22 protein-coding genes are annotated in these 25,420 nt (G+C 70.7%); 19 read left to right on the top strand and 3 right to left on the bottom strand.

Translation table 11 applies throughout. The annotated features are described in order from the left end of the window. Positions 1–50: 50 nt before the first annotated feature. From NHG27_RS11885 to NHG27_RS11865, 5 genes are read left to right on the top strand one after another with little or no spacing between them, the layout of a single operon-like run. Entirely contained in the window at positions 51–521 is a 471-nt protein-coding gene (locus NHG27_RS11885; RefSeq protein ID WP_193718855.1) for a GtrA family protein, read from the top strand. Positions 522–523: 2 nt separating this feature from the next. Continuing rightward, on the top strand, positions 524–1,480 hold the full coding sequence (locus NHG27_RS11880) for a glycosyltransferase family 2 protein (RefSeq protein WP_193718854.1): 957 nt from the start codon (positions 524–526) through the stop codon (positions 1,478–1,480). Next, a complete protein-coding gene (locus NHG27_RS11875; RefSeq protein ID WP_193718853.1) occupies positions 1,477–2,685 on the top strand; it encodes a glycosyltransferase family 4 protein in 1,209 nt (402 codons plus the stop codon). The genes NHG27_RS11880 and NHG27_RS11875 overlap by 4 nt, the downstream gene beginning before the upstream one ends. Beyond that, complete coding sequence (locus NHG27_RS11870) at positions 2,682–3,944, top strand: hypothetical protein (RefSeq protein WP_497016431.1); 1,263 nt, start codon at positions 2,682–2,684, stop codon at positions 3,942–3,944. The genes NHG27_RS11875 and NHG27_RS11870 overlap by 4 nt, the downstream gene beginning before the upstream one ends. Positions 3,945–3,946: 2 nt before the next feature. Beyond that, complete coding sequence (locus NHG27_RS11865; protein ID WP_497016430.1) at positions 3,947–5,188, top strand: hypothetical protein; 1,242 nt, start codon at positions 3,947–3,949, stop codon at positions 5,186–5,188. Here NHG27_RS11865 and NHG27_RS11860 read toward each other — a convergent pair whose 3' ends face one another. Continuing rightward, positions 5,189–6,355 (bottom strand): acyltransferase family protein, encoded by a 1,167-nt coding sequence (locus NHG27_RS11860; RefSeq protein ID WP_321575279.1) that lies wholly within the window; start codon positions 6,353–6,355, stop codon positions 5,189–5,191. It abuts the gene before it with no gap. Between the two features lie 101 nt (positions 6,356–6,456). Here NHG27_RS11860 and NHG27_RS11855 point away from each other — a divergent pair, with 101 nt between their 5' ends. From NHG27_RS11855 to NHG27_RS11840, 4 genes are read left to right on the top strand one after another with little or no spacing between them, the layout of a single operon-like run. Further along, on the top strand, positions 6,457–8,244 hold the full coding sequence (locus NHG27_RS11855; protein WP_193718850.1) for an ABC transporter ATP-binding protein: 1,788 nt from the start codon (positions 6,457–6,459) through the stop codon (positions 8,242–8,244). A gap of 20 nt (positions 8,245–8,264) precedes the next feature. Further along, positions 8,265–9,299 (top strand): glycosyltransferase, encoded by a 1,035-nt coding sequence (locus NHG27_RS11850; protein ID WP_497016429.1) that lies wholly within the window; start codon positions 8,265–8,267, stop codon positions 9,297–9,299. 49 nt (positions 9,300–9,348) lie between these two features. Then, positions 9,349–10,461: a glycosyltransferase gene (locus NHG27_RS11845; RefSeq protein ID WP_497016428.1), complete on the top strand. Its 1,113-nt coding sequence runs from the start codon at positions 9,349–9,351 to the stop codon at positions 10,459–10,461. After that, positions 10,461–11,597 carry a glycosyltransferase family protein gene (locus tag NHG27_RS11840; protein ID WP_193718847.1) on the top strand — a complete coding sequence of 379 codons (1,137 nt, stop codon included), beginning with the start codon at positions 10,461–10,463 and terminating at the stop codon, positions 11,595–11,597. The genes NHG27_RS11845 and NHG27_RS11840 overlap by 1 nt, the downstream gene beginning before the upstream one ends. A 16-nt stretch (positions 11,598–11,613) precedes the next feature. On the opposite strand, the gene wecB is transcribed toward NHG27_RS11840, so the two are convergent. Next, the gene (wecB, locus tag NHG27_RS11835; RefSeq protein ID WP_497016427.1) at positions 11,614–12,687 is read right to left on the bottom strand and encodes a non-hydrolyzing UDP-N-acetylglucosamine 2-epimerase; all 1,074 of its coding nucleotides are present in this window, start codon (positions 12,685–12,687) and stop codon (positions 11,614–11,616) included. Between the two features lie 58 nt (positions 12,688–12,745). Here wecB and NHG27_RS11830 point away from each other — a divergent pair, with 58 nt between their 5' ends. The 9 genes from NHG27_RS11830 (at position 12,746) to NHG27_RS11790 (ending at position 23,992) form a co-directional block, all read left to right on the top strand. Further along, positions 12,746–13,837, top strand: a complete 1,092-nt coding sequence (locus NHG27_RS11830; protein WP_497016426.1) for a glycosyltransferase — start codon at positions 12,746–12,748, stop codon at positions 13,835–13,837. Between the two features lie 94 nt (positions 13,838–13,931). Then, positions 13,932–15,233 carry a nucleotide sugar dehydrogenase gene (locus tag NHG27_RS11825; protein ID WP_193718844.1) on the top strand — a complete coding sequence of 434 codons (1,302 nt, stop codon included), beginning with the start codon at positions 13,932–13,934 and terminating at the stop codon, positions 15,231–15,233. After that, positions 15,230–16,219: a glycosyltransferase gene (locus tag NHG27_RS11820; protein WP_497016425.1), complete on the top strand. Its 990-nt coding sequence runs from the start codon at positions 15,230–15,232 to the stop codon at positions 16,217–16,219. Before NHG27_RS11825 ends, NHG27_RS11820 begins: the two co-directional genes overlap by 4 nt. A 4-nt stretch (positions 16,220–16,223) precedes the next feature. Next, positions 16,224–17,054: a glycosyltransferase gene (locus tag NHG27_RS11815; RefSeq protein WP_321575278.1), complete on the top strand. Its 831-nt coding sequence runs from the start codon at positions 16,224–16,226 to the stop codon at positions 17,052–17,054. Between the two features lie 81 nt (positions 17,055–17,135). Further along, entirely contained in the window at positions 17,136–19,133 is a 1,998-nt protein-coding gene (locus NHG27_RS11810; RefSeq protein ID WP_497016424.1) for a DUF6541 family protein, read from the top strand. Positions 19,134–19,252: 119 nt separating this feature from the next. Further along, on the top strand, positions 19,253–20,440 hold the full coding sequence (gene glf / locus NHG27_RS11805; RefSeq protein WP_497016423.1) for a UDP-galactopyranose mutase: 1,188 nt from the start codon (positions 19,253–19,255) through the stop codon (positions 20,438–20,440). Next, positions 20,437–22,404, top strand: coding sequence for a glycosyltransferase (locus NHG27_RS11800; RefSeq protein ID WP_497016422.1), 1,968 nt, complete (start codon positions 20,437–20,439; stop codon positions 22,402–22,404). Before glf ends, NHG27_RS11800 begins: the two co-directional genes overlap by 4 nt. Beyond that, entirely contained in the window at positions 22,401–23,270 is an 870-nt protein-coding gene (locus tag NHG27_RS11795; protein ID WP_193718838.1) for an ABC transporter permease, read from the top strand. Before NHG27_RS11800 ends, NHG27_RS11795 begins: the two co-directional genes overlap by 4 nt. Continuing rightward, positions 23,270–23,992 carry an ABC transporter ATP-binding protein gene (locus NHG27_RS11790; protein WP_193718837.1) on the top strand — a complete coding sequence of 241 codons (723 nt, stop codon included), beginning with the start codon at positions 23,270–23,272 and terminating at the stop codon, positions 23,990–23,992. Before NHG27_RS11795 ends, NHG27_RS11790 begins: the two co-directional genes overlap by 1 nt. 94 nt (positions 23,993–24,086) lie before the next feature. Here NHG27_RS11790 and NHG27_RS11785 read toward each other — a convergent pair whose 3' ends face one another. Beyond that, positions 24,087–24,896 carry a TIGR03089 family protein gene (locus tag NHG27_RS11785; RefSeq protein WP_497016421.1) on the bottom strand — a complete coding sequence of 270 codons (810 nt, stop codon included), beginning with the start codon at positions 24,894–24,896 and terminating at the stop codon, positions 24,087–24,089. Positions 24,897–25,046: 150 nt separating this feature from the next. On the opposite strand from NHG27_RS11785, the gene NHG27_RS11780 reads away from it, so the two are divergent. Beyond that, entirely contained in the window at positions 25,047–25,376 is a 330-nt protein-coding gene (locus tag NHG27_RS11780) for a WhiB family transcriptional regulator (protein ID WP_497016441.1), read from the top strand. Positions 25,377–25,420 lie beyond the last annotated feature (44 nt).

Raw genomic sequence — 25,420 nt, 5'->3', positions numbered from 1 at the left:
GAGCGGTGGGTGCGGGCGACCAAGGTAGCCATAGAGAGGTATGCGAACAGATGGCACGTCAGTCCGGTGTGCGGCGAGTCCTCGACCACTCCGCGACGCGGTACCTCCTGGTCGGCGGGTCGGCGCTGCTCCTCGACCTGGGGCTGCTGACGCTGTTCTACCGTGGGTTCGGAGCGCCGCTGTGGCTCGCGACCGCCTGCGGGTTCTGGGGAAGCTTCGCGTTCAACTTCACTCTGCAACGACGGTTCGCCTTCGGTGGTCAGACACCGACCGGTCGGGCCCTCCTGCGCTACTGCATGCTTCTCGCCGTCAACTCGCTCGTGAACATCGTGTTCGTCGAGGCCTTCGAGCGGATGGGCTGGGGCTTCGCCGCGGGCAAGATCGTCGTGACGGTGGCCCAGACGTTCTGGAACTATCTCGCGTACCGCCACTGGGTCTTCGCAGCCCCCCGCGACCCTGCCCCGGCCCCCCCTCCCGAGGCGGACCACGAAACTACCCGGCCGACCACCGAGGAGAACTGAGAATGTACAAGGGAGCGAGGATCGCGGCAGTGGTCCCGGCCTACAAGGAGGAGTCGATGATCCGTACGGTCATCGACACCATGCCCGACTTCGTCGACCACATCGTGATCGTCGACGACTGCAGCCCGGACGGGACGTCCGAGGCGGCGAAGTCGTCGGACGACCCCCGGGTCGTGCTCATCAGGCACGAGGTCAACAAGGGCGTGGGCGGGGCGATCATCACGGGGCACCGGGCCGCCATGGAGAGGGGGGCGGACGTCGACGTCGTCATGGCCGGTGACGCACAGATGGATCCTTCCTACCTGCCCGACCTGCTCGACCAGGTGACCTCGGGCGGCTTCGGGTTCGCCAAGGCCAACCGCTTCTTCCGTCCCGACTCCTACGTCGGCATGCCACGGCACCGTGTCTTCGGCAACGTCGTGCTCTCGTTCATGACGAAGTTCGCGTCCGGGTACTGGCACCTGTTCGACCCGCAGAACGGCTACACCGCGGTCCGGACGTCGGTGCTCGAGAAGATCGACCTGGACCGCGTCTCGGAGCGGTACAGCTTCGAGAACGACCTGCTCATCCACCTGAACGTCGCGGGTACCTCGGCGGTCGACGTGCCCATCCCTGCGGTCTACGGGAACGAGGTGTCGAGCATCAGGTTGGGCAAGGTCGTCCCCGAGCTGATGAGCCTCCTCTTCCGGGGCTACTGGTACCGGCTGTGGTACCGCTACGTCCTGTGGTCGTTCTCCCCGGTCGCCCTGCTTCTCTTCATGGGGATGTTCCTGACGTTCGTGGGCGTCGCCGCCGGCGTCTGGACGATCGCGGCGACCTGGAACTCGACGCCGGCGACCGCCGGGACGGTGCTGCTCGCCGTCACCCCGTTCGTCCTGGGCGTCCAGATGCTCGTCTCGTCGTTGCAGCTCGACATCCAGGAGAGCCCCGACAAGCCCAACCTGGCGCCCTTCGTATGAGCGCTCGCACGCCACGGGTCACGGTCGTCAGCCGGATCTTCGCCCCGGAGCCTGCCGCCGCCTCGTTCAGGTTGTCCGCTCTCGTCAAGGCTCTGGACGACCGCGGTGCCGACGTCACGGTCCTCACCGTCCGCCCTCACCGGGGCTCGTCGGCGGCGTCCGGCCGCTCGACGCCGGGGGCCCGGGTGCGCCGTTGGCCGGTGCTGCGCGACCGGACGGGCTACGTCCGGGGGTACGTCCAGTACATGAGCTTCGACCTCCCGCTCTTCTTCCGCCTCCTCCTGTGCCGGCGGCCGGACGTCGTCGTCGCGGAGCCGCCACCCACGACGGGTGTCGTGACGCGCGTGGTCTGCGCGATCCGTCGGGTGCCCTACGTCTACTACGCGGCCGACGTCTGGTCGGATGCTGCGACGTCGACGGGGGCTTCCGGACCCGTGGTCTCGGTCCTCCGGCGGCTCGAGAAGTGGGCCCTGTCCGGCGCCCGCCGGGTCATCGCGATCAACGACGGTGTGGCGGGACGGGTGCGTGCGCTCGGTGCGCGGGACGTGGCCGTGGTCCGCAACGGAATCGACACAGGTGTCTTCACCGATGCCGGTACGCCGCACCAGGACGCGCCGACGGGCCCCTACGCGGTGTACGCCGGCACCACCTCGGAGTGGCAGGGAGCCGACATCTTCGTCCGGGCGATGCCGCGTGTCCAGGCGGCCGTGCCCGATGCGAACCTGGTCTTCCTCGGGCAGGGCAGCGCCTGGGAGGCGCTCCAGGAGGTGGCCGCGTCCTTGCCGGACGGGGGTGAACGTGTCAGGTTCCTGCCGGTCGCCCCGCCTGCGGTGGCCGCCCAGTGGCTCCGTGGAGCCCGGGCCTGCCTGGTGAGCATGCGCCCCGAGCAGGGGTACGACTTCGCCTTCCCGACGAAGGTCTTCGCGGGGGTGGCGTCGGGGACGCCGGTCCTCTTCGCGGGGCCCGGGCCGGTGCGCGAGGCGTTGTCGCAGCACGCCCTCGGCGTGTCCACGGACTACGACGTCGACGAGGTGGCCGACGAGATGATCGAGCTGCTCCGCCAGGAGCCCACGGCCGGCACGCGGCACAGGCTCGCGTCGTGGGCCGTGCAGAACGCCTCTGCCGAGAGCACCGGCCGGGCCGCGGCCGACGTCGTGCTGGCAGCGGTCGGCCGACGCACCGTACCCGACGGGGTTGTGGCATGACCGGGCTCGCCCGCGCGCGCCGGGCACTCGGTGAATCGATGGTGCAGGGCTATGCGTCCTTGCCGCGAAGCGTCCGCCGCCCGATCGAGGTGCTCCGTGACGGTCTGCCGACGACGTGGCAGACGGCCCTGGCCGCGTCCCTGCCGGGGGTGGGGGCCGCCGTGCCCCCTCCCGTGGCCGCCCCCGTCGCGCCCGTCCGGCTCTACGTCGGCCCGGCCAACTCCGCGGGACAGGGGACACGGTGGGCCCGTGCCGCGGAGCGGCTGCCCGGGGTGGCGGCGGTGAGCATGGCGACCGTCTCGCACGGGGCGTTCGCCTTCCCGGCCGACCACGTGGTCGCGCAGGACGTCTACTCCGCCTCGGCGACCTGGGCGCACACCCAACGCAAGGCGGTCCGGCGGGGCTTCTCGCACGTCCTGATCGAGGCCTGTCGCCCGCTGTTCCCTCGGTCGGGTGACGGTTCGGCGTTCTCCGAGGCGCGGGACCTGGCCTCGCACGGCGTCTCGGTAGCGATGGTGTGCCACGGGAGCGAGGTCCGGTTGCCGAGCCGGCACGCGGCCGCGTCCCGGTGGTCCCCCTTCCTCGAGACCGACTGGCCGGACGTCGCCTTTCTCGAGGAGCAGGCGCGACGCAACCGTGCGGGTATCGAGGCGTCGGGGCTGCCCGTGCTCGTCTCGACCCCTGACCTGCTGCTCGACGTACCGTGGGCGACCTGGCTTCCCGTGGTCGTCGAGCCTGCCGTGTGGGCGACGGACGAGCCTCCGCTGGAACGGCCGGTCCCGGTCGTCGTCCACGTACCCTCGCATCCCGTGATCAAGGGGACGGCTCTGATCGAACCCGTGCTGCGAGACATGGACGACCGCGGTCTGATCGCCTATCGGCAGGTGACCGGGGTGGCGTCGAAGGAGATGCCGGCCATCTATCGGGGTGCGGACATCGTGCTCGACCAGTTCCGGATCGGGAGCTATGGGGTCGCCGCGTGCGAGGCGATGGCTGCGGGACGCGTGGTGGTCTCGCACGTGGACGAGCAGGTGCGTGGTCATGTGCGGGGGGTCACGGGGGGTGAGGTGCCGATCGTCGAGGCGACGGTCGAGACGCTGGAGGGTGTGATCCTGGGGTTGCTCGAGGATCGTGAGGGTGCGCGGGAGGTGGCGGCGCGTGGTCCGGGGTTCGTCCGGGACGTGCACGACGGTCGGGCGTCGGCCCGCGCCCTCGCGGACTTCCTCGGCGTTCCCGCGACGGAGGTCGACGCGCCGTGAACGTGGCTACCGCGCGTGGCGCGCTGGTCCGGGGCGCGGTCGGCCTCTACCAGAGGATGCCGGCACGGGGCCGTCGCGCGGTCACGTGGCTCATGGAGCACCTGCCAGCGGCGATCGGCGAGCATCTCGCCGTCCTCGTCCTCGGTACCGCCGCGCGGCGCCCTGGACCGTTGCAGGTGCCCCACGCCGACGTCCGGCTGTACATCGCCCCGGCCAACTACGCGGGACAGGGATACCGGTGGGCCCGTGCCGCGGAGCGGCTGCCCGGGGTGGCGGCGGTGAACATGGCGGCGGTCCTCCCCGCAGGGGGGTTCGCGTTCCCGGTCGACTACGCGGTGCCCCAGTTCGTGTACTCCTCGTCGAGGTCGTGGCAGCAGGAGCAGCGGCGGTCCGTCGAGCGGTTCTCGCACGTCCTGATCGAGGCCTGTCGCCCGCTGTTCCCTCGGTCGGGTGACGGTTCGGCGTTCTCCGAGGCGCGGGACCTGGCCTCGCACGGCGTCTCGGTCGCGATGGTGTGCCACGGGAGCGAGGTCCGGTTGCCGAGCCGGCACGCGGCCGCGGCACCGTGGTCACCCTTCCGCGACGACGGGTGGAAGGACGTGCCTGCCCTGGAGGCGCTCGCGCGCCGGAACAGGGAAGGTCTGGAGGCGTCGGGGCTGCCCGTGTTCGTCTCGACCCCTGACCTGCTGCTCGACGTACCGTGGGCGACCTGGCTCCCCGTGGTCGTCGAGCCTGCCGTGTGGGCGACGGACGAGCCTCCGCTGGAACGGCCGGTCCCGGTCGTCGTCCACGTGCCGAGCAGCGGCGTCATCAAGGGCACGTCGCTCATCGAGCCCGTCCTGGCGGACCTCGAGAGCCGTGGGTTGATCGAGTACCGCGCCGTTCACGGTGTCCCCTCCGCAGAGATGCCGGCCATCTATCGGGGTGCGGACATCGTGCTCGACCAGTTCCGGATCGGGAGCTATGGGGTCGCCGCGTGCGAGGCGATGGCTGCGGGACGCGTGGTGGTCTCGCACGTGGACGAGCAGGTGCGTGGTCATGTGCGCGGGGTCACGGGGGGTGAGGTGCCGATCGTCGAGGCGACGGTCGAGACGCTGGAGGGTGTGATCCTGGGGTTGCTCGAGGATCGTGAGGGTGCGCGGGAGGTGGCGGCGCGCGGGCCGGGGTTCGTCCGGGACGTGCACGACGGTCGGGCGTCGGCCCGCGCCCTCGCGGACTTCCTGGGCGTTCCCGCGCAGGTCTGATCAGCGCTCGGGCGAGGCGACCGGCGCCGGGGCGGCCGCGCGTTCTTCCCGCGCGGCGAGGCGGGCGTCCCACCACCCACGCATGCGACGCTCGGCAGGCCGCTCGACCAGTCGGTGCATGAGCGCAGAGGCCGCCAGGGCCACCACGAAGGCCGCCGCGTACCACCAGAGGTTGTTCCACGACAGCGCCTGGCGCCCGAACTGGGCCAGCAGGACGTAGATGATCGTCGCGTGGACGAGGTAGAAGGTGTAGGACCACTCTCCGAGCGTGACGAGCCATCGCTTGCGGAGCAACGACCTGCCCCCGCGCAGGTCACGGGCCGCGACGGCGACGATGGCCACCGCGCAGGCGAGCATGACGAGCTCGTTCGCCGACCCCAGGAGCAGGCGGACCCCGGGGACCTCGGGGTGACGGACCCCGAGGACGACCGCTCCCACGACCGCGGCGACGGCGAGGTACCCGACCGAGGCAGCGACCCGCGGACGCCATGCCTTGCGGAAGGCCCAGGCGAGCGCCATGCCGAGCACGAACTCGGTGAGGCGGGTGATCGGCCAGGGCAGGGCAGCCCACCACTGGGTCGGCCAGGTGAGGGCCAGGAGCCGGTAGGTGAGCGCGAGGGCTGCCGTGCCGGCCGCCAGGACCAGCGCTCCGCGACGACCCCATCGGGCCAGCACCCGCTGGATCGGCGGGTGCATGGCGTAGAAGAACGCCTCGCAGGTCAACGTCCAGGCCGCAGGGTTGCCGGAGAACAGGACGGCGGGATCGCGGGACCAGCCCTGGAGCAGCAGCACGGACAGCAGGAGGACCCCGACGTCGACAGGCTTGACCCACCACTGCGCGGGGTCCGGGGCGAAGCTGTAGAAGACGGGGACCGCGAGCGCGAGAGCGACGATGTGCGACGGATAGATCCGCGCGAACCGGCGCCACCAGAACGTGGTGGCGCCCACCGTGGGCGACCACGACCAGGTGAGGACGAATCCCGAGAGGACGAAGAAGAACGTGACGCCGTAGTGGCCGTAGCGCAGGACCGGTTCGAGCGGGATCGGTGCGAACACCGCCATGTGATAGAGGAAGACGACGAACGCGGCCCACCACCGCAGCCCGGTGAGCGAGCTGACCCGCGGCATCCGTTCGAGGACCGGCGGCAGGGGCGGGCGTGAGGTCACGGGTGCAGACCCTAGCAGCCGGGTTCGCTCCCGGGACGGTCGGTCGGGCACACGCCGCGTGGCAAGATAGGACCCGGCCTTCGACGCGAACGGGACTGTACGTGAAACTCATCGTGCGCACTCTGCGCAATCTCCTCCCGCTGCTCCCGCCGAGAGGACGTCGATTCCTCCTGCTGTACGTGATCGTCACGAGCGCGCTGGCGCTGCTGGACATCATGGCGATCGGGCTCCTGGCGCTGACCCTGACCCCGATGATCTCCGGCAAGGACATGGAGATCCCGTTGGTCGGCACGGTCGGCGAGGGAGGTTTCGTCCCGGTCCTTCTCGTGGCCTCGGGCCTGATCGTCCTCAAGGGCGTCCTCGCCGTGCTGCTGCAGTGGGCCGCCACGCGCCGTTTCGCCGAGTACGAGCTCGAGATCGGCGACCGCCTGTTCGACGCCTACATCAGGGCTCCGTGGACCGAGCGGCTCAAGCGCAGCACGGCCCAGCTCGTGCGGCTGGCCGACGTCGGCATCGCCAACGTGACGGCGGGCTTCCTCCTGCCCGTCGTGAGCCTCCCGGCGCAGATCGTGACGTTCGTCGCGGTGCTCGGGGTGCTCGTCGTCGCCCAGCCGGCGACCGCAGCCATCACGCTGCTGTACCTCGGGCTGGTGGGCGCCCTCCTGTACTTCGGCGTCTCGAAGCGAGCGGTGCAGGCGGGCCGGGTCAACCGCGACGTGTCGTTCCGGGTCGCGAGCCTCATGACGGAGATGGTCGGCGCGCTCAAGGAGATCACGCTCCGTGACAAGGCGACCGAGGTGGCCCGCGTCGTCCACGACGAGCGCAAGTTCTCGACGCGGGCGCGATCGAACATCTCCTTCCTGGGTGCGGTCCCGCGGTACGTCCTGGAGTCGGCGCTCGTGGGGGGCTTCGTCGTGGTGGGTGGGTTCGCCTACCTCACCGGTGGTTCCGAGGGAGCTCTCGCGGCGGTCGCCCTGTTCGGGGTCGCCGGCTTCCGCATGGTTCCCTCGATCACGGCGTTCCAGTCCGTCATCACGCAGACGTCGTCGTCGGCCCCCCACGTGACCGCCGTCCTCGCCGACATCGCGGCCGCCGAGCGTTACGTCGCGGACGCCGAGACCGTCGGTCGGGCACCGCTCGACGCCGAGCCCCAGGTCCTCGAGCTGCGGGACGTCTCGTTCACGTACCCGGGCGCGACGACTCCGGCGCTCCGCGACGTGGACCTCACCATCCCGATCGGCAGCTCGCTCGCCCTGGTCGGGTCGTCAGGAGCGGGCAAGTCGACGTTGGTGGACCTGCTGCTCGGCCTGCTCGTCCCCTCCGACGGGTCCATCGCCCTGGACGGTCGGCCCCTGGTCGACGTGCTGGCCGCCTGGCGGTCTCGGGTGGGCTACGTTCCCCAGGACGTCTCGCTCTTCGACGCGAGCGTCGCCCAGAACGTCGCCCTCACCTGGGGTGACGACGCCGACCCCGAGCGGGTGCGCGAGGCGTTGCGTCGTGCACAGCTGCTCGAGCTCGTCGAGTCGCGCGAGGGGGGTATCCACGCCCGGATCGGGGACCGCGGCATCTCGCTGTCCGGTGGCCAGCGCCAGCGCCTGGGCATCGCCCGTGCTCTCTACGTGGACCCGCTCGTCCTCGTGCTCGACGAGGCCACGAGCGCGCTCGACACCAAGACGGAGTCCGACGTCACGCGGGCCATCCAGGAGCTGCAGGGCGAGGTGACGGTGATCTCGGTGGCGCACCGGCTCTCGACGATCCGTCACGCCGACCAGGTCTGCTTCATGAAGGACGCACGGATCGAGGCTCGCGGGACGTTCGACGAGCTGGTCCGGGACATCCCCGAGTTCGCGATCCAGGCCTCGCTCGCCGGCCTGACGGAAGCGCGGTGAAGCCTGCCGTCGATCTCGTCGTGGCGGTTCACGACACGTCGAGACCGATCGAGAGGGCCGTCGCGTCCGTGCGGGGCGGTCCGGTGCGGACGACCGTCGTCTGCCACGGGATCGGCGCGGAGGGCATCGAGCGCCGGTTGGCCGACGCAGGCCTCCTCGGCGACGACGTCCGCGTCGTGGAGCTGGCGGACGGGGTGCCCAGCCCGGCCGGTCCCTTCAACCACGGGCTCGACCTGGCCACCGCCGATCTCGTCGGCGTGATGGGGTCGGACGACTTCCTCGAGCCCGGCGCCCTCGCGGCATGGTCCCGTCTCGCGGATCGTGGCGCTGCGGTCGTCCTGGGGCGGCTGCGGCACCAGTCGGGCGAGGCCGTGCACGCGCCCCTCGTGAGGCCGTGGCGGCGTTCGAACCTGGACATGGTGCGCGACCGGTTGGCCTACCGGACCGCGCCCCTCGGCCTGCTGCGTCGTCGCGTGCTCGAGGACGGCGGGCTCCGGTTCACGCCGGGACTGCGGTCGGGCGAGGACCTGGCGCTCAGCGCCCGGCTCTGGACGGGCGGGCACCGGGTCGACCTCGCGTCCCGAGCCCCCGCGTACGTGATCGGTGCTGACGCCTCGTCGCGGACCTCGACCACCGCGATGCCGCTCGAGATCGAGCTGGCGCCCGTCCGTGACCTGCGCGGACGGTCCTGGCTCGCCGAGGTCGCCGAGGAGCAGCGGACCGCGCTGACGGTCAAGATCCTCCGGGTCCACCTGCTCGCGGCGGCGCTGCGACGTCCCGAGCCCGCGTCCTGGGGTCCGGGGGAGCGAGAGCACCTCGCGCGCGAGACCGTCGGCTGGCTCGCCCTCGCACCGCACGCCCCCGACCCGCTCGCCCGTGCGGACCGAGACCTGCTCGACGTGGTCGTCGGGGCGCACGACGACCACGACCTCGCCGACGGCGCAGCGCGTCGACGAGCAGCCGGACGCCGCGACGAGATCCTCACGCGCGGGCTCCGCCACGTCCTCGACCGGGAGAGCACCCTGCGCCGCTACCTGACCTATCGCCTGCGATGAGTGACCCGTACCCGACCCCGAAAGGTCCTTCGTGACTACCCGTCCACGGATGTTGATCCTGTCGTTCTCGCCCCTCGCGGGGGACGCGCGCGTCCTCAAGCAGATCCGACACTTCGCGCCGCTCTTCGACGTCACGACGTGCGGGTACGGACCCTCGCCCCACCCGGACGTGGAGCACCTGGAGATCCCGGCGTCCGCAGGGGTCGAGCTCGACGGCAGGCTGATCACCCTGCGCGCCTACCGGGCCGTCCACGCCCGGGTGCCGGCCGTGCGTGCGGCACGTGCGCTCCTGCGGTCCCGCCGGTTCGACGTCGCGATCGCGAACGACGTCGAGTCGGTCCCGGTCGTGCTCGGCGTCGTCCCGGCGTCGAGGGTCCTCGCGGACCTGCACGAGTTCTCACCCCGTCTCCACGAGGAGAGCGCTGCGTGGATGAGGCGCATCAGCCCGTACCTGTCGTGGCTCTGCCGCAGGTTCGTCTCGCGGGCCGGGGCGACGACCACGGTGAGCGACGGTCTTGCCCGCGAGTACGAGAAGCAGTTCGGCTTCCGACCGCAGGTCGTGACCAACGCGGCACCGTTCGCGGACCTGGAGCCCCAGGTCGTCGGATCTCCGATCCGGCTCGTCCACAGCGGCGCCGGTCTGCGGAACCGGAACCTCATGCTCATGCTCGACGCCGTCGCGGCGACCACGACACCCGTGACGCTGGACCTCTTCCTCACGGCGAACGACCCCGGATACATCGCCGAGCTCCGTGAGAGGGCGCAGACCCTGCCGGGGGTGACCGTGCACGACCCGGTCCCGTACGACCGGCTGATCCACGTGCTGAACGACTACGACACGGGAGTCCACATGCTCCCGCCGTCGAGCTTCAACAACAGGTGGGCGTTGCCCAACAAGTTCTTCGACTACGTCCAGGCGAGGCTCGGGCTGCTGATCGGCCCGTCCCCCGAGATGGCCGCCTACGTCCAGAGGTGGGGGGTCGGCGCGGTCGCGGACGACTTCACGGCGGACGCGCTCACGGCCCGGCTCGACGACCTGACCCCCGAGTCCGTCCGGGCCTTCAAGGCCCGATCCCACGAGGCCGCCCCCGTCCTGGCGGCCGACACGCAGATCGCGATCTGGGCACAGACCGTCGATCGACTCCTGGAAGGAGCCCGGTGATGAGTGATCGTCCCAAGGTCCTCGTCCTGTCCTTCTCGCGGATCGCGACGGACGCTCGTGTCCTCAAGCAGGTGACCCTCCTGTCCCAGGACTTCGACGTCACGACCTGCGGGCACGGCCCGACGCCGCCCGGGGTCGTCGAGCACGTCGAGGTGCCGTCGGACCTCCAGGCCTGGCGCAAGGACCCCCGCTGGCTCCTCCTGCGGCAGTACTCGAGGGTCTACCGCACCAACGAGGCCGTGGCCTGGGCACGGGCGCACCTTCCGGTCGGCACGTTCGACGCGGTCCTCGCCGACGACGTCGAGGCGGTACCCCTGGCCCTCGACCTCCGCCCGCGCGGCGGGGTCCACGCCGACCTGCACGAGTACGCGCCGGGGCAGAACACCGAGCTGCTCCGCTGGCGGCTCTTCGTCGCGCCGTACCTGCGGTGGCTCTGCCGCCGGTTCGTCCCCAGGGCGGGGTCAGTCACCACGGTCGGTCCGGCGATCGCCCGACGCTACGAGAAGGAGCTCGGCGTCCCGGTCGGCGTGGTGATGAACGCGACGCCGTTCGCGGACCTCTCGGCGGGTCCCACCGCTGACCCCGTCCGGCTGGTCCACAGCGGGAACGCCCAGCGCAGCAGGGGCCTGGAGACGTTGATCGACGCTGTGGAGGCATCGACGACCGCCGTCTCGCTCGACCTGCTCCTGATGCCGAACGACCAGGTCTATCTCGACGAGCTCAAGGCGCGGGTGGCCGGCTCGACGAGGGTCAGGGTGCTCGACCCGGTGCCCTATGCGCGCCTGGTCGAGACGCTCAACCGCTACGACGTCGGGGTGCACGTGCTGCCGCCCCTGAACTTCAACAACAAGTGGGCGTTGCCCAACAAGTTCTTCGACTACGTCCAGGCGAGGCTCGGGCTCGTCGTCGGTCCGTCGCCCGAGATGGCCGACCTCGTCCGCGCCCGCGGGCTCGGTGCCGTGACCGACGACTTCACCGTCGCGTCGCTCGTCGCGACCCTCGACGGGCTCTCGCGGGAGGAGGTCGACGCGTGGCGCGAAAGCTCGGAGGCCTCGGCCCGTGAGCTCTCGGCCGAGGTCCAGTCGCTGCCGTGGCTCGAGGCCGTCACGGCGCTCGTCCGCCGGGCCCAGGCCTGACGGACGAGCGCCGCGGTCAGCCTGCGGACGGGCGCTCGACCATCGCCGCGATCGCGCGCGCAGCCGCACGCCCGTCACCGTAGGGGGTGGCGTCCGTCCGGGCGGGCGTCGGCCGCAGGACGCCCGCGCTGATCTCCTCCGCGGTCCCTGCCAGCACGTTCCAGCCGAGCTCGACGGTCTCGACCCACTCGGTCTCGGTGCGGACGGTCGTGCACGGCACACCGAGGAGGAACGCCTCCTTCTGGAGGCCGCCCGAGTCCGTCACGACGCCCGCGCTGGACAGCGCGGCCGAGACGAGGTCGGGGTACGCGAGGGGAGCGTGCGCGACGAGCGCCCCGGTGCTCAGGGAGATGCCCTGCTCCAGGGCCCGGGCCGCGACCCGGGGGTGCGCGAGCAGCACCACGGGCCGGTCGAGACCCGCGAGCGACTCGACGATCCCGCGCAGGCGCTCCGGGTCGTCGGTGTTCTCCGCGCGGTGGATGGTCGCCAGGTAGTAGCCGCCGTGGTCGAGCCCGAGCTCGTCGAGCAGGACCGACGGGCGACCGGCGACGGTGTCCCGCACCTGGAGGAGGACGTCGGTCATGACGTCACCGACCAGGAGCGACCGCTCGCCGAGCCCTTCGGCGGCGAGGTGTCCCATCGCGACCTCGGTCGGGGCGAGGCACAGGTCTGCGGCGTGGTCGGTGAGCACACGGTTGTGCTCCTCGGGCATACGACGGTTGAAGGAACGCAGGCCCGCCTCGAGGTGTGCGACACGAAGGTGCAGCTTGACCGCGCTGACCGCCGCGGCGAGCGTCGAGTTGGTGTCGCCGTAGGCCAGGACCCAGTCGGGACGGTGCTCGTCCAGGACGGCGTCGAGCGCCCCGAGGATGGCCCCGGTCTGCACGCCGTGGCTCCCGGAGCCGACGCCCAGGTGCACGTCGGGGTCGGGGATGCCGAGGTCCGAGAAGAACACGTCGGACAGGAGCGGGTCGTAGTGCTGGCCGGTGTGCACGATCACGTGCTCGACCCCGGCCTCCGTCGCGGCCCGCGAGATCGGGGCGAGCTTGACGAACTGCGGACGGGCACCGACGACGCTGAGAATCTTCACGGGCTCGATCTTAGGACGAGTCGGGGGCGAGGTGGCCGGTGGTAGCGTCTCGCGCGTGGTGAGTGACGAGAAGCAGCGGTCCGTCGTACGACCGGCCGTGGACGTGGTCGTCGCGGTCCACACCCCGGAGCGACCGGTCGAGAGGGCGGTCGGGTCCGTCGTCGGGCACAACACGTGCGACCTGCGGGTCACGGTCGTCTGCCACGACACCCCGCTCGACGGCATCCGGCACCGGCTCGCCGGGCTGGCCGACGACCCGCGGGTCCGCCTGGTGGAGCACCTCGACGGGGTGCGGTCGCCGGCCGGGCCCTTCAACAAGGGCCTCGAGCTCGCGTCCGCGGACTTCACCTCGGTCATGGGTTCCGACGACGTGCTGCGTCCCGGGGCCGTCGACTCGTGGCTGGCCCGGCAGCGCGCGGACGGTGCCGACGTCGTGATCACGCGTCTCGAGCACGCGAGCGGACGAGCCGTGCCCACGCCGCCGGTGCGGCCCTGGCGCCGTTCCCGCCTCGACGGGGCCCGTGACCGCCTCGCGTACCGTTCCGCACCCCTGGGCCTGGTGTCGCGCGAGCGGTTCGGGCACCTGCGGTTCACGCCCGGTGTGGCGGTCGGCGAGGACATCGAGTACGTCCTGGCGCTGTGGTTCTCGGGAGCGAGCATCAGCTTCGACCGTGGTGGTCCGGCGTACGTCATCAACGACGACGCGGGCGATCGGGTGACGTTCTCGCGCAAGCCGGTCGCCGCGGAGTTCGCCTTCCTCCCCGCCGTCCTCGCCGCCTCGGCCTCGTGGTCGGCCGCCGCCCGCCGTGCCTACGCGGTCAAGTTCCTGCGCGTGCAGGTGTTCGGCGCGGTGCTCAACCGGCCGGAGCCGTCGTGGTGGACGCGCGAGGAGCGGGACGCGCTGCGCGACCAGGTCCGCGCGGTCCTTGCCGTCGCGCCCGGCGCGGCAGCCCCCCTGTCGCTGGCCGACCGCCGCCTCCTCGACGCCGTCCTCGATCCCGGGGTCCCTGCGAGCGTGCTCGTGGAGCGTGCGCGGGCCCGGCGTCGGTTCGGGCGCCCGGAGACCGTGCTCACCCGCGCGCCCCACCGTCTTCTCGACCGTGAGGCGCCGATCCGCTTCATGATCTCGTCGCTTGTGGCCCAGCGCTGAGCACGCACTATCCTGTCCGTGGGCGCCGCTCGGGAGAGGGCGCGCCGGTCACGGTCCCGTGGCCCTGTTCCCAGTGATTCTGAGGTTCTTCCTGATGCGTATCGCGGTCGTCGCTCTCGGCAAGATCGGCCTTCCCCTTGCTGTCCAGTTCGCCGACCAGGGTCACGATGTTGTCGGTGTCGACGTCAACGTCGCCCTGGTCGAAGAGGTCAACGCCGGCCGGGAGCCGTTCCCGGGCGAAGCGCACCTCGCCGAGAAGCTCGCGGAGGTGGTCCCTTCGGGCAGGCTCCGGGCGACCACCGACTATGCCGACGCGATCCCGGGGGCGGACGCCGTCGTCGTCGTCGTGCCGCTGTTCGTCGACGAGGAGACCGCGCAGCCCGACTTCGGCTGGATGGACACGGCGACGCGCTCCCTCTCCGCGCACCTCACGCCGGGCACGCTCGTCTCCTACGAGACGACGCTCCCCGTGGGCGTCACCCGCAACCGGTGGAAGCCCATGCTCGAGGAGGGGTCGGGGCTCACCGAGGGCAGCGACTTCCACCTGGTGTTCTCGCCCGAGCGGGTCCTCACGGGCCGGGTCTTCAGCGACCTGCGCCGCTACCCCAAGCTCGTCGGTGGACTGAGCGAGGAGGGGACGCGTCGCGCGATCGAGTTCTACGAGGCGGTGCTGACCTTCGACGAGCGGCCGGACCTCGCGCGCCCGAACGGCGTCTGGGACCTGGGGTCGCCCGAGGCGGCCGAGCTCGCCAAGCTGGCCGAGACGACCTACCGGGACGTCAACATCGGTCTCGCGAACCAGTTCGCGCTGTTCGCGGACAAGAGCGGGATCGACGTGTACGCGGTCATCGAGGCGTGCAACTCGCAGCCGTACAGCCACATCCACCGCCCGGGGATCGCCGTCGGGGGCCACTGCATCCCGGTCTACCCGCGCCTCTACCTCTCGGTGGACCCTGAGGCCTCGATCGTGCGTGACGCCCGCAGCGTGAACGCGTCGATGCCCGAGAGGGTCGTCACGAGGGCGGCCGAGCTGGTCGGGAGCCTGGACGGTCTCGACGTCGTCGTGCTGGGCGCGTCGTACCGCGGTGGCGTCAAGGAGACCGCGTTCTCGGGGGTCTTCGCCACGGTCGAGGCGCTGCACAAGCAGGGCGCCAACGTCATGGTCCACGACCCGATGTACGACGACGACGAGCTGACCGGTCTCGGGTTCTCCCCCTACCGCTACGGTCGGAGCACGGACGTGGTGATCGTCCAGGCGGACCACGCCGAGTATCGCGAGATCGGTCCTGAGCAGGTGCCGGGCGTGCGGCTGCTGGTCGACGGGCGCAACATCACCGACGCGGCCCGCTGGGCCGGCACGCCTCGGCTCGTGATCGGTCAGGGTTCGCACGCATGACCCTGGAGCGCGTCTCGGACACCGCTGACGTCCGCGTCGTCGCGGTCGTCGTCGCCTACAACCGCCGCGACCTGCTCGTCGAGGCGCTGGACGCACTCGCTGCTCAGACCCACGCGCTCGCAGGGGTCGTCGTCATCGACAACCGCTCGGACGACGACTCGGCAGTCGTGGCCGAGGAGCACCCCATCGGGGCCCGGGTCCTCGAGCTCAACCGGAACACCGGCGGGGCGGGGGGCTTCGCCGCCGGCATCGCGCACGCCCTGGCGACGTTCGACCCCGAGTGCGTCTGGCTGATGGACGACGACACGATCCCGACGCCGACCGCGCTCGCCGAGCTGCTCCGTGCACGCGCGGAGTACCCGGAGCCGGTCGCCCTCCTCGGCAGCCGGGTCGTGTGGCACGACGGTCGCGACCACCCGATGAACACTCCTCGTCGCCGCCCCGGGGCGACGAAGGACGAGATCGCCGACTCCGCGGAGGTGGGCGCCGTCCCCGTGCGGTCGAGCTCGTTCGTCTCGATGCTGGTCGACTCGCGGGCGATCCGCTACCACGGTCTGCCGATCGCGGACTACTTCATCTGGAACGACGACTTCGAGTTCTCGGCGCGGCTCCTGCGGCGGGGGATCGGCCTGTACGTGCCGAGCAGCGTCGTCGAGCACCGGACCAAGGTGTTCGGCGCGACGGACACCGACCCCGGGGAGCGGTTCTACTTCGAGGTGCGGAACAAGGTCTGGATGCTCACCAGGTCGTCGGCGCTGAGCCCCGAGGAGAGGATCCTGTACACCGGTGCGTCCGTGCGCCGGTGGGTCCGGACGTTCGCCGGCTCGACGCGACGGGACGTCCTGCGCAAGGCCGCGCTCAAGGGCGTGCGCGACGGGGTCTTCCGGTCTCCTCGCCCCACGGCGCAGGTCCTGGAGGGGTCGGGCGTGCCGTCGAGCGAGGTGCAGGACGTCGTCTCGCCCCCGGTCCGACACGATGGCGGCTGACGCGGTGACGCCCTTGCCGTTCTCGGTGCTCCTGCCCGTGTACGCCGGCGACTCGCCCTCCTTCGTGCGGCGCGCCTTCGAGTCGGTCACGGTCGACCAGTCGTTGCAGCCCGACGAGGTCGTCGTGGTGCAGGACGGCCCCGTGGGTGCCGAGCTCGCCGAGGAGATCGCGCACCTCCGCGACTCGACCACGGTCGCCGTCCGGGTCCTGCAGCTCGAGCACAACGTCGGTCTGGCCCGCGCGCTCGACGCCGGTCTGGCAGCGTGCACGTTCGACGTGGTCGCGCGCATGGACGCTGACGACATCGCCCGCCCCGCGCGGTTCGCCGAGCAGCTCGCCCTGATCGCGGAGGGCTATGACATCGTCGGGTCCGCGATCCAGGAGTTCGCGGACGAGCGGCGGCCGGGGGCGGTCCGGGTGCCACCCGGTTCCCCCCAGGAGATCGAGCGGTCGGCGCGGTTCCGCTCGCCGTTCAACCATCCGTCGGTGGTCTTCCGCCGGGAGGCCGTCCGTGCGGCAGGCGGGTACGAGGACCTCCCGCTGATGGAGGACTACTGGTTGTGGGCGCGGATGATCGCCCAGGGCGCCAGGGGCAGGAACCTGCCCGAGCCGCTGGTCATGTACCGGGTCGGCGCCGGCGCCTACGCACGGCGGGGCGGGGCGAACCTCCTGCGCTCGGAGCTCGAGCTCCAGCGGCGCATGCGCAGGATCGGCTTCACGACACGGACCCAGTTCGCCCGGAACCTGGCGGTCCGGGGGACGTACCGGCTCGTCCCGGAAGCGCTTCGCCGCCGGACCTACCGGTCGCTCTTCGCAGAGGAGACACCGGGCTGAGCTAGGCTGTGCGCGCTCTTCCCCCTTCGCTCGTCCCGTGCGAGCATGCCCGCTTTCTCGTGGAATCCGAGGTGAGGTTCGTTGTCGGACTGGCTCCCCGTGTCCGGTGCGTTCTTGTGTGCTCTCCTCGTCCTGTGGGTCCCCGGAGGACTCGTCGTCAGGGTGCTCGGCGTCCGCGGGGTCCTCGGCTGGGGGATCGCGCCCGTCGTCACCGGTGCGATCGCGGCGGCGGCCGCGATGGTGGCTCCCGCGCTCGGGCTCCGGTGGTCGGCGTGGGCCCTCGTCGGTGCGACGGGGGTCGTGCTTCTCCTCTCCCTGCTCGTGCGCCTGTGGCTGCGCCCGGCCACCCTGCCGTCGAGCCTGCCACCCCGCCGGTTGTCGTGGGCGGTCGGGCTGTCGACCGCGGCGGGGCTCGCCGTCTCGTTCGTGCTCGGGGTCGCGCGCTTCGTCGGTGCCGTTCCTGACCCCTCCCGGGTCGCCCAGACGTACGACACCGCGTTCCACCTCAACTCCGTGCAGATGATGCTCGAGACCGGCGACGCCTCGTCCCTGCACATGACGCTCGCCTATCCGGGGCAGTCGGTCTCGTTCTACCCGGCGATGTGGCACGGGCTCGTCTCGTTGATCGTCCAGGTCAGCGGTGTCGGCGTGGCGCAGGCGACCAACGTGCTCGCGCTCGTGGTGGCGTTCGTCGTCTGGCCCGTGTCGCTCGCGGCGCTCGCCCGGGCTCTCTTCGGAGCGCGCCCGCTCCTCGTGGGCCTCACGGCGATGTTCGCACTGCTCCTGCCGCAGTTCCCGGTGCGGCTCCTCTCGTTCGGCATCCTCTACCCGACCCTTCTCGCCTACGCGTTCCTGCCCGCCGTCCTGGCGATGTTCGTGCTGGCGGTCGATGCCCGCGGGCCACGTGCCCGGGTCCTCGGCCTCCTGCTCGGGGTGATGGGCTGGGGCGCGCTCGCGCTCGCGCAGACGAGTGCGGCCTTCGCGCTGATGTTCCTCCTCGTGCCGCTCCTCTTCCACGCGCTCGCTGCCTGGTCGACGGAGGCGCGACGCCGGGGCAGACGGCGGTCGACCGTCGTCTCGGTGTGGGTGCTCGTGCTCGGGGCGGCGGCGCTGGCCTACGCGCTGGCCGGGAGGGTCTCGACGATCGCGGCGATGCGGTCGAAGGTCGACTGGCCGGAGACGCTCTCCCTCCTCGGTGCGCTGCGGTCGGCGGTCACGTTCTCGTCCATCGATCCCGTGATCGCGCCGTCGTGGATCATGGCGGTCCTGGTCCTCGTCGGGACGGTCGCCGCGCTGCGTCGTCGGGCGTGGCGATGGATCCCGTTCGGCTACCTCGTCCTGCTGGTCCTGTACGTCGTGAGCCGGGCCTCTCCCGCGTGGTTGCGCACCGAGCTCACGGGATACTGGTACGGGGACGCCCCCCGGCTCGCCGGCCTGCTGCCGGTGCTGGCGGTCCCCCTCGCGGCGCTGGGGGCCGTCGCCCTCGTCCAGGCGGCCCGGCTGCTCGTGGCCCGGTTCCGGCCGTCGTGGAGGCCCACCGGTGCGGTCCTCCTGGCCTGCGGGCTCGTCGCGGGGCTGGTCGGCACGCTGCTGGTCTCACGGATGCAGCCCACGGAGGACGCCGACCGCTGGATGGCCTGGACGTACAGGGTGGACCCTGACGCCGAGTCGTCGGTGGGGCTCCTCGACGCGGACGAGCAGGCACTGCTCGACGAGGTCGACGAGATCGTCCCCGAAGGCGTGCGGATCGCAGGGAACCCGTGGAACGGGAGCGCGCTCGTCTGGGCGCTCGCCGAGCGCGAGGCCGTCTTCCCTCACCTGAACATGTCCTTCGACGTCCCGCGCGCGGTCGTCGCCGAACGTCTCAACGAGGCTCGCGTGGACCCCACGGTGTGCGAGGCGGTCGAGGACCTCGGGCTCGGGTACGTCCTGGACATGGGACCGTCCCTGTGGGGAGGGGACCCGGCGGGCAGGGACGCACGTTTCGGAGGTCTCGAGGGGCTCGTCGAGTCGGGGGTCGCCGAGGTCGTCGCGACCGAGGGAGACGCGGAGCTGCTCCGGATCACGGCATGTGACTGACCGAAGGGCAAGAGGGATGTGAACGTTGTGTGGGGATGTCCTCCGGCTCGTCGCAGGCCGACGAGGCCCCTTCCGCTCGCGTTAGGCTGAACCGGCTGTTTCGCTATCAAGGAGTATGTGTGGACGCGGATCTTGTGGTTGTTGGTTCAGGCTTCTTCGGCCTGACGGTGGCAGAACGACTGGCGGAGGAGCACGGGCGCAAGGTGCTCGTCATCGACCGCCGGGCCCACATCGGAGGGAACGCCTACAGCGAGGCCGAGCCGACGACGGGGATCGAGGTCCACCGTTACGGCGCGCACCTCTTCCACACGTCGAACGAGCGCGTCTGGGAGTACGTGAACCGGTTCACGGCGTTCACGAGCTACGTGCACCGGGTCTACACGACCCACCGGGGCGAGGTGTTCCCGATGCCCATCAACCTCGGGACCATCAACCAGTTCTTCCGGTCGTCCTACGGACCGGACGCCGCGCGCGAGCTGGTCAACGAGCTCTCCGCGGAGCTCGGCGGCAAGAAGCCGACGAACCTCGACGAGCAGGGGGTCTCGCTGATCGGTCGCCCGCTGTACGAGGCCTTCATCCGTGACTACACGGCCAAGCAGTGGCAGACGGACCCGACGGAGCTCCCCGCGAGCATCATCTCGCGACTGCCCGTGCGCTACACGTACGACAACCGCTACTTCAACGACACGCACGAGGGGCTGCCGGTCGACGGCTACACGGCGTGGATCGAGCGGATGGCCGACCACAAGAACATCGAGGTGCGGCTGGGGGTCGACTTCTTCGACGAGTCGCAGCCCGTCAACAAGAAGAACGTCGTCGGGAACGTCCCGGTCGTGTACACGGGACCGGTGGACCGCTACTTCGACTACGCCGAGGGCTCGCTGTCCTGGCGCACGCTCGACTTCGAGCAGGAGGTCCTCCCGACCGGCGACTTCCAGGGGACCTCGGTCATGAACTACGCGGACGCCGACGTCCCGTACACCCGGATCCACGAGTTCCGGCACTTCCACCCCGAGCGGGACTACCCCACGGACCGGACGGTCATCATGCGGGAGTTCTCGCGCTTCGCCGAGAAGTCCGACGAGCCGTACTACCCGGTCAACACGAGCGTGGACCGCGAGAAGCTCCTCGCCTACCGCGACCTGGCCGCGGGGGAGAAGGACGTGCTCTTCGGAGGACGCCTGGGCACGTACAAGTACCTCGACATGCACATGGCGATCGGCGGCGCGCTCTCGATGGTCGACAACAAGCTGGCTCCGTACTTCGGTGGTCGGGAGTCTCTCCAGAGCGGCGGGGTGGACGCATGAGCAGCACCGGACCGGGTGGACCCCGGGTTCTCCAGCGGGTCGTCCTGCCGCTGAAGGGCGACCAGGACATCCTGCCGCTGTACGTCGAGGGCCCGCAGGGCCAGCCCGTGATCAGCATCGGCTCGGACGACAAGGAGCGCGTCTCGCACAGCGGTCCGGCCGACCGCCAGGACATCGCGCAGGTCATCTCGCGCCGCTCCTACCGCATCAAGCCCGGAGAGCGCACCTCGTTCGGCACCTACTTCAACGCGTTCCCTGCGAGCTACTGGCGCCGTTGGACGGTCCTCGACGAGGTCACCCTGCGGCTCGTGGTCGAGGGGGCGGGGTCGGTGTTCGTCTACCGGTCCAACGCCCGAGGGAACATCTACCGCGTCGCCTCGCGCGCGTTCTCGACCCGGACGACGGACGAGTTCACGTTCGAGCTGTCGCTCGCCAACTTCGCCGACGGAGGGTGGTACTGGTTCGACGTCGTCGCGGACGGCGACGCCGCCGGTGCGACGCTCACGTCGGCCCAGTGGGAGACGCCGGTCGAGCGCCCGACGGGGACCGTGACCATCTCCGTCACGACTCTCAACCGGCCCGACGACATCCGGCAGCTCCTCGAGCAGCTCGCGACCGACGACGCGCTGCTGAACGTGCTCGACCGCGTCCTGGTCGTCGACCAGGGCACGCAGCACGTGACGGACCTCCCGGGGTTCGAGAAGGCCGAGCGCGGGCTCGAGGGCCGTCTGCGGATCATCCGCCAGACGAACCTCGGTGGGTCCGGCGGCTTCTCGCGCGGCATGAGCGAGGTCCTCGACGCCGACGAGAGCGACTACGTGCTCATCTCGGACGACGACATCCGGACCGAGCCGGAGGGCATCCTGCGAGCGGCGACGTTCGCCGACTTCGCGCGGAAGCCGACGATCGTCGGTGGACACATGTTCTCGATGTACGACCGGGCCTACCTCCACTCGATGGGCGAGCGGATCGACCCGTGGCGCTTCTGGTGGGGTCCCGCGATCTCCGGGTCCAACGGGCACCACCTCAACGAGGCGGCGCTCCGGACGTCCCCCAACCTGCACCGACGCATCGACGTGGACTACAACGGGTGGTGGATGACCCTCATCCCGACCTCGGTCCTGCGGAAGGTCGGGCTGTCGTTGCCCGTCTTCATCAAGTGGGACGACGCCGAGTACGGTCTCCGGGCGAGCGCGGCCGGCGTGCCGACCGTCACGCTGCCCGGCGCCGCGGTCTGGCACGTGCCGTGGACCGACAAGGACGACAGCCTCGACTGGCAGGCCTACTACCACGAGCGCAACCGCTTCCTCGCGGCGCTGCTGCACTCGCAGTTCGAGCACGGGGGTCGCCTCGTGCGCGAGAGCATGTATCACCAGATCAAGCACCTGCTGGCTGCTCAGTACTCGGTCGCGGAGCTCCGTCTCCAGGCCCTCGAGGACCTGCTGACGGGCCCTGAGCACCTGCACGCGACGCTCGACACCAAGCTGGCGGAGATCCGCGCGACGCGCGCCCGCTTCGACGACTCACGGGTCGCACGCGACCCCGGGGCGTTCCCTCCCCTGAGGTCTCGGCGCACCAAGAAGGGGCGCGACGTGGTCCTCCCCGAGAACCGTGTCACGGCACTGGTCATGGCCGGGCTCGGCCTGGCGAAGGCCGTCCGGCAGACGGACCCGATGAGCAAGGACCACCCTCAGGCCGAGATCGCGGCGATGGACGCTCGCTGGTGGCTCCTGTCGCAGTACGACTCCGCGCTGGTCTCGACGTCGGACGGTTCGGGGGCCGCTTGGTACAAGCGGGACCCTGCGGTCTTCAAGGACCTGTTCGGGCGCAGCGTCGCGCTGCACGAGAAGATGCTGCGCGAGTGGGCCACGTTGTCGACCTCCTACAGGTCGGCGCTCGACGACCTGGTCGGTCAGGAGGCCTGGAAGCGCACCTTCGAACGCACCCAGCAGGACGAGTCGTGAACCCTGAGGTTCCTCTGACGACTCCGGGGTACGGCCACGGGCTCCTCGACGTCTTCCGGCGGCGGTACCTGCTGAGGCTCATCGTCCGCAAGGAGCTGAGGGTCCGCTATCGGGGCTCCGTGCTCGGGATGGCGTGGTCCTACGTCAAGCCGGCCGTGCAGTTCTTGGTCTACTTCGTCGCGCTGGGCATCTTCATGCAGCTCAGCGGGAGGATCGAGGACTACGCGATCTACCTGTTCTCGGGGATCGTGGTCATCAACTTCTTCAGCGAGGGGTTCGGCAACGCGACACGGTCCGTCGTCTGGAACGCGCCACTCGTCCGGAAGATCTACCTCCCGCGCGAGCTGTTCCCCATGGCCTCGCTGTGGGTGTCCGCGGTGCACTTCTTCCCGCAGCTCGTCGTCCTGCTCGTGGGGACCTTGATCGCCGGATGGCGCCCGGGGCTCGTCGAGCTCGCGGCGGGGGTCCTGGGGTTCGTGATCGTGGCGCTCCTCTCTCTGGGGCTGGGGCTGCTCTTCGGCGCGATCAACGTGTTCTTCCGGGACGCCGAGAACTTCGTCGACCTGATCGCCATGGTCGCGACGTGGGCATCGCCGGTGCTGTACCAGTGGGAGATGGTGCAGGGCGCCCTGCCGGGGTGGCTCTTCACGCTCTACCAGCTGAATCCGTTGACGGCGGCAGTCGAGCTGTTCCACTACTGCTTCTGGTTCCCGGCCACGGCCGGGGCCGCCGCTTCGCCCCCGATCCTCATGCCACCGAACATGTGGATGTTCGCCGGCATCGCCGTCCTGGTCTCGCTCGGCACCGTGCTGATCGGCCAGTCCGTCTTCCGGCGCCTCGAGGGGCGCTTCGCCCAGGAGCTGTGATGACGACGTCCATCGAGGTCAAGAACCTGCAGAAGCGCTTCACGCTCCGCCACAACCGTTCGCTCAAGGAGCTGATGGTCGCTGCGGTGCGCGGGAAGGACCTGTCGGACACCTTCCTCGCGCTCGACGACGTCTCGTTCGACGTCCAGGAGGGGGAGACGGTCGCCCTCCTGGGGTTCAACGGGTCGGGCAAGTCCACGCTCCTGAAGCTGATCTCCGGGGTGCTCCGTCCCGACTCCGGGACGATCGGCACGCGCGGCCGGGTCGCGGGCCTCATCGAGGTCGGTGCGGGCTTCCACCCCGATCTGACTGGGCGCGAGAACGTGTACCTCAACGCGGCGATCCTCGGTCTCAGCCAGACGCAGGTCGAGCAGCGGTTCGACGAGATCGTGGCCTTCAGCGAGATCGAGAAGTTCATCGACACCGAGGTGAAGTTCTACTCCTCGGGGATGTTCATCCGCCTGGCGTTCTCGGTCGCGGTCCACTCGGACCCCGAGGTCTTCCTGATCGACGAGGTGCTCGCCGTCGGTGACGAGCCGTTCCAGCGCAAGTGTCTGGACCGGGTCCGTGAGCTGCGCGACGAGGGTCGCACGCTGGTCATCGTGAGCCACGACCTCGACATGGTCGCGGACCTGTGCGACCGGGGCATCCTGCTCGAGAAGGGGGTCGTGGTGGCGGACGGCGACACCCGCGTGCTCGTGGACAAGATGCGGGCCTCCTGAGGACCGTCCGCGCGTCGGGGCACCTCTCGACGCGGCACGACGCTGCACGGCACGGAGCGGGCACCGCGCGAGCGGGCGCCCGCTCCGTCGCTTCTCAGTCCGAGAGCCGCTCGCTCTGCCTGAGGCGGTCCCGTGCGGCGGGGTCCAGGGCGAGGCGTGCGGAGGTCGTGGGCGAGAGCACGACGACCGAGCCGTCGCCCGCCAGCAGGTCCAGGGTGCCGCGCAGCAGGTCGATCGTCGACGTCGGCTCGAGCAGGCCGCGGCGGCCGCCCTCGTGGGGCGGGCGTGCCCCGGTCGCCCAGCGCGAGAGCGCGTCGTGCGGGGTCGTGGTCCCGTCGCCGTGATCGATCGCCACGGCGTCCGGGTCGATCTCCTCGACCCAGCCGATCTGGTCGCCGTACGTCATGACGGCCGAGCCGGCGTCGATCGCACCGTGCGGCAGGTCGCCGTCGTAGCGGCGTGCGAGGGCGGGCAGCGGCACGGCGACGAGCTGTGCGTCGGTCCCGTCCCAGGCCGAGGGGTGCGAGGTCACCACGACGTCCACGGGCCGGTCGGGGCGTGCGCGTCCGGCGTCGGGCACCCCGTCGTCCTGCCCGACGGCGTCGCTCCCCCCGGTCTGCGGGGCGAGCACGAGCGTGGCCCCGGTGCGCCATGTGGCGAGCGCCCAGACGATCGAGCGCCAGTGCGGAGGAAGGTCCAGGAGAACGCGGACCCCGGGTGCGGCGTCGAATTCTTCGACGAGCAGGTTCACGGTTTTGTTGATCCAGTTGTGCAGGACGGCTCCCGACAGCTCGACGCGTTCGCCGTCGTCCCCGTACCAGGTCACGCGGGGCCGGCCGGGCTCTCGGGTGATGAGCGACTGCAGGTCAGCGACGTGCATAGGGGTGGTGGAGAAGGCTGTCATGTGCTCAGGGTAGGGCCCGTCGACGAGCTCGGTGCTCGTGATTTCACCCACGGAATCGCCCGGATACCACATTTCGGCTTGACGGACGCGGATGACACGCGTGTAATTTCTCCAATGCAGTTTTCAAATAACGGCATGAAGGGGCGCATCATGTGGAACGTGCTGGGTGATGATCTGGGGGGCTTTCCCTCGGATGCTGGTCGACCGGTCGAGACGGTGGCACCGGTGCTGCCTCTCTTCGGCGAGGTCGTCGACGACGGGCTCATGGGGTGGCAGGAGCGCGCGCTGTGCGCGCAGACGGACCCCGAGGCGTTCTTCCCCGAGAAGGGCGGCTCGACCCGCGAGGCCAAGAAGGTCTGCACCGGGTGCGAGGTCAGGGCCGAGTGCCTGGAGTACGCGCTCGAGCACGACGAGCGGTTCGGGATCTGGGGCGGTCTGTCCGAGCGGGAGCGTCGCAAGCTCAAGCGCCGGGTGGTCTGACCGGGGCAGGTCCTCGCTGCCGCGAGCGGGCGAACTGTAGCCCG

This window comes from Oerskovia sp. 140933 (genome assembly GCF_059651515.1).
Note: the sequence above shows the minus strand (reverse complement) of the source record. Positions and strands in the feature narration are given on the sequence as shown.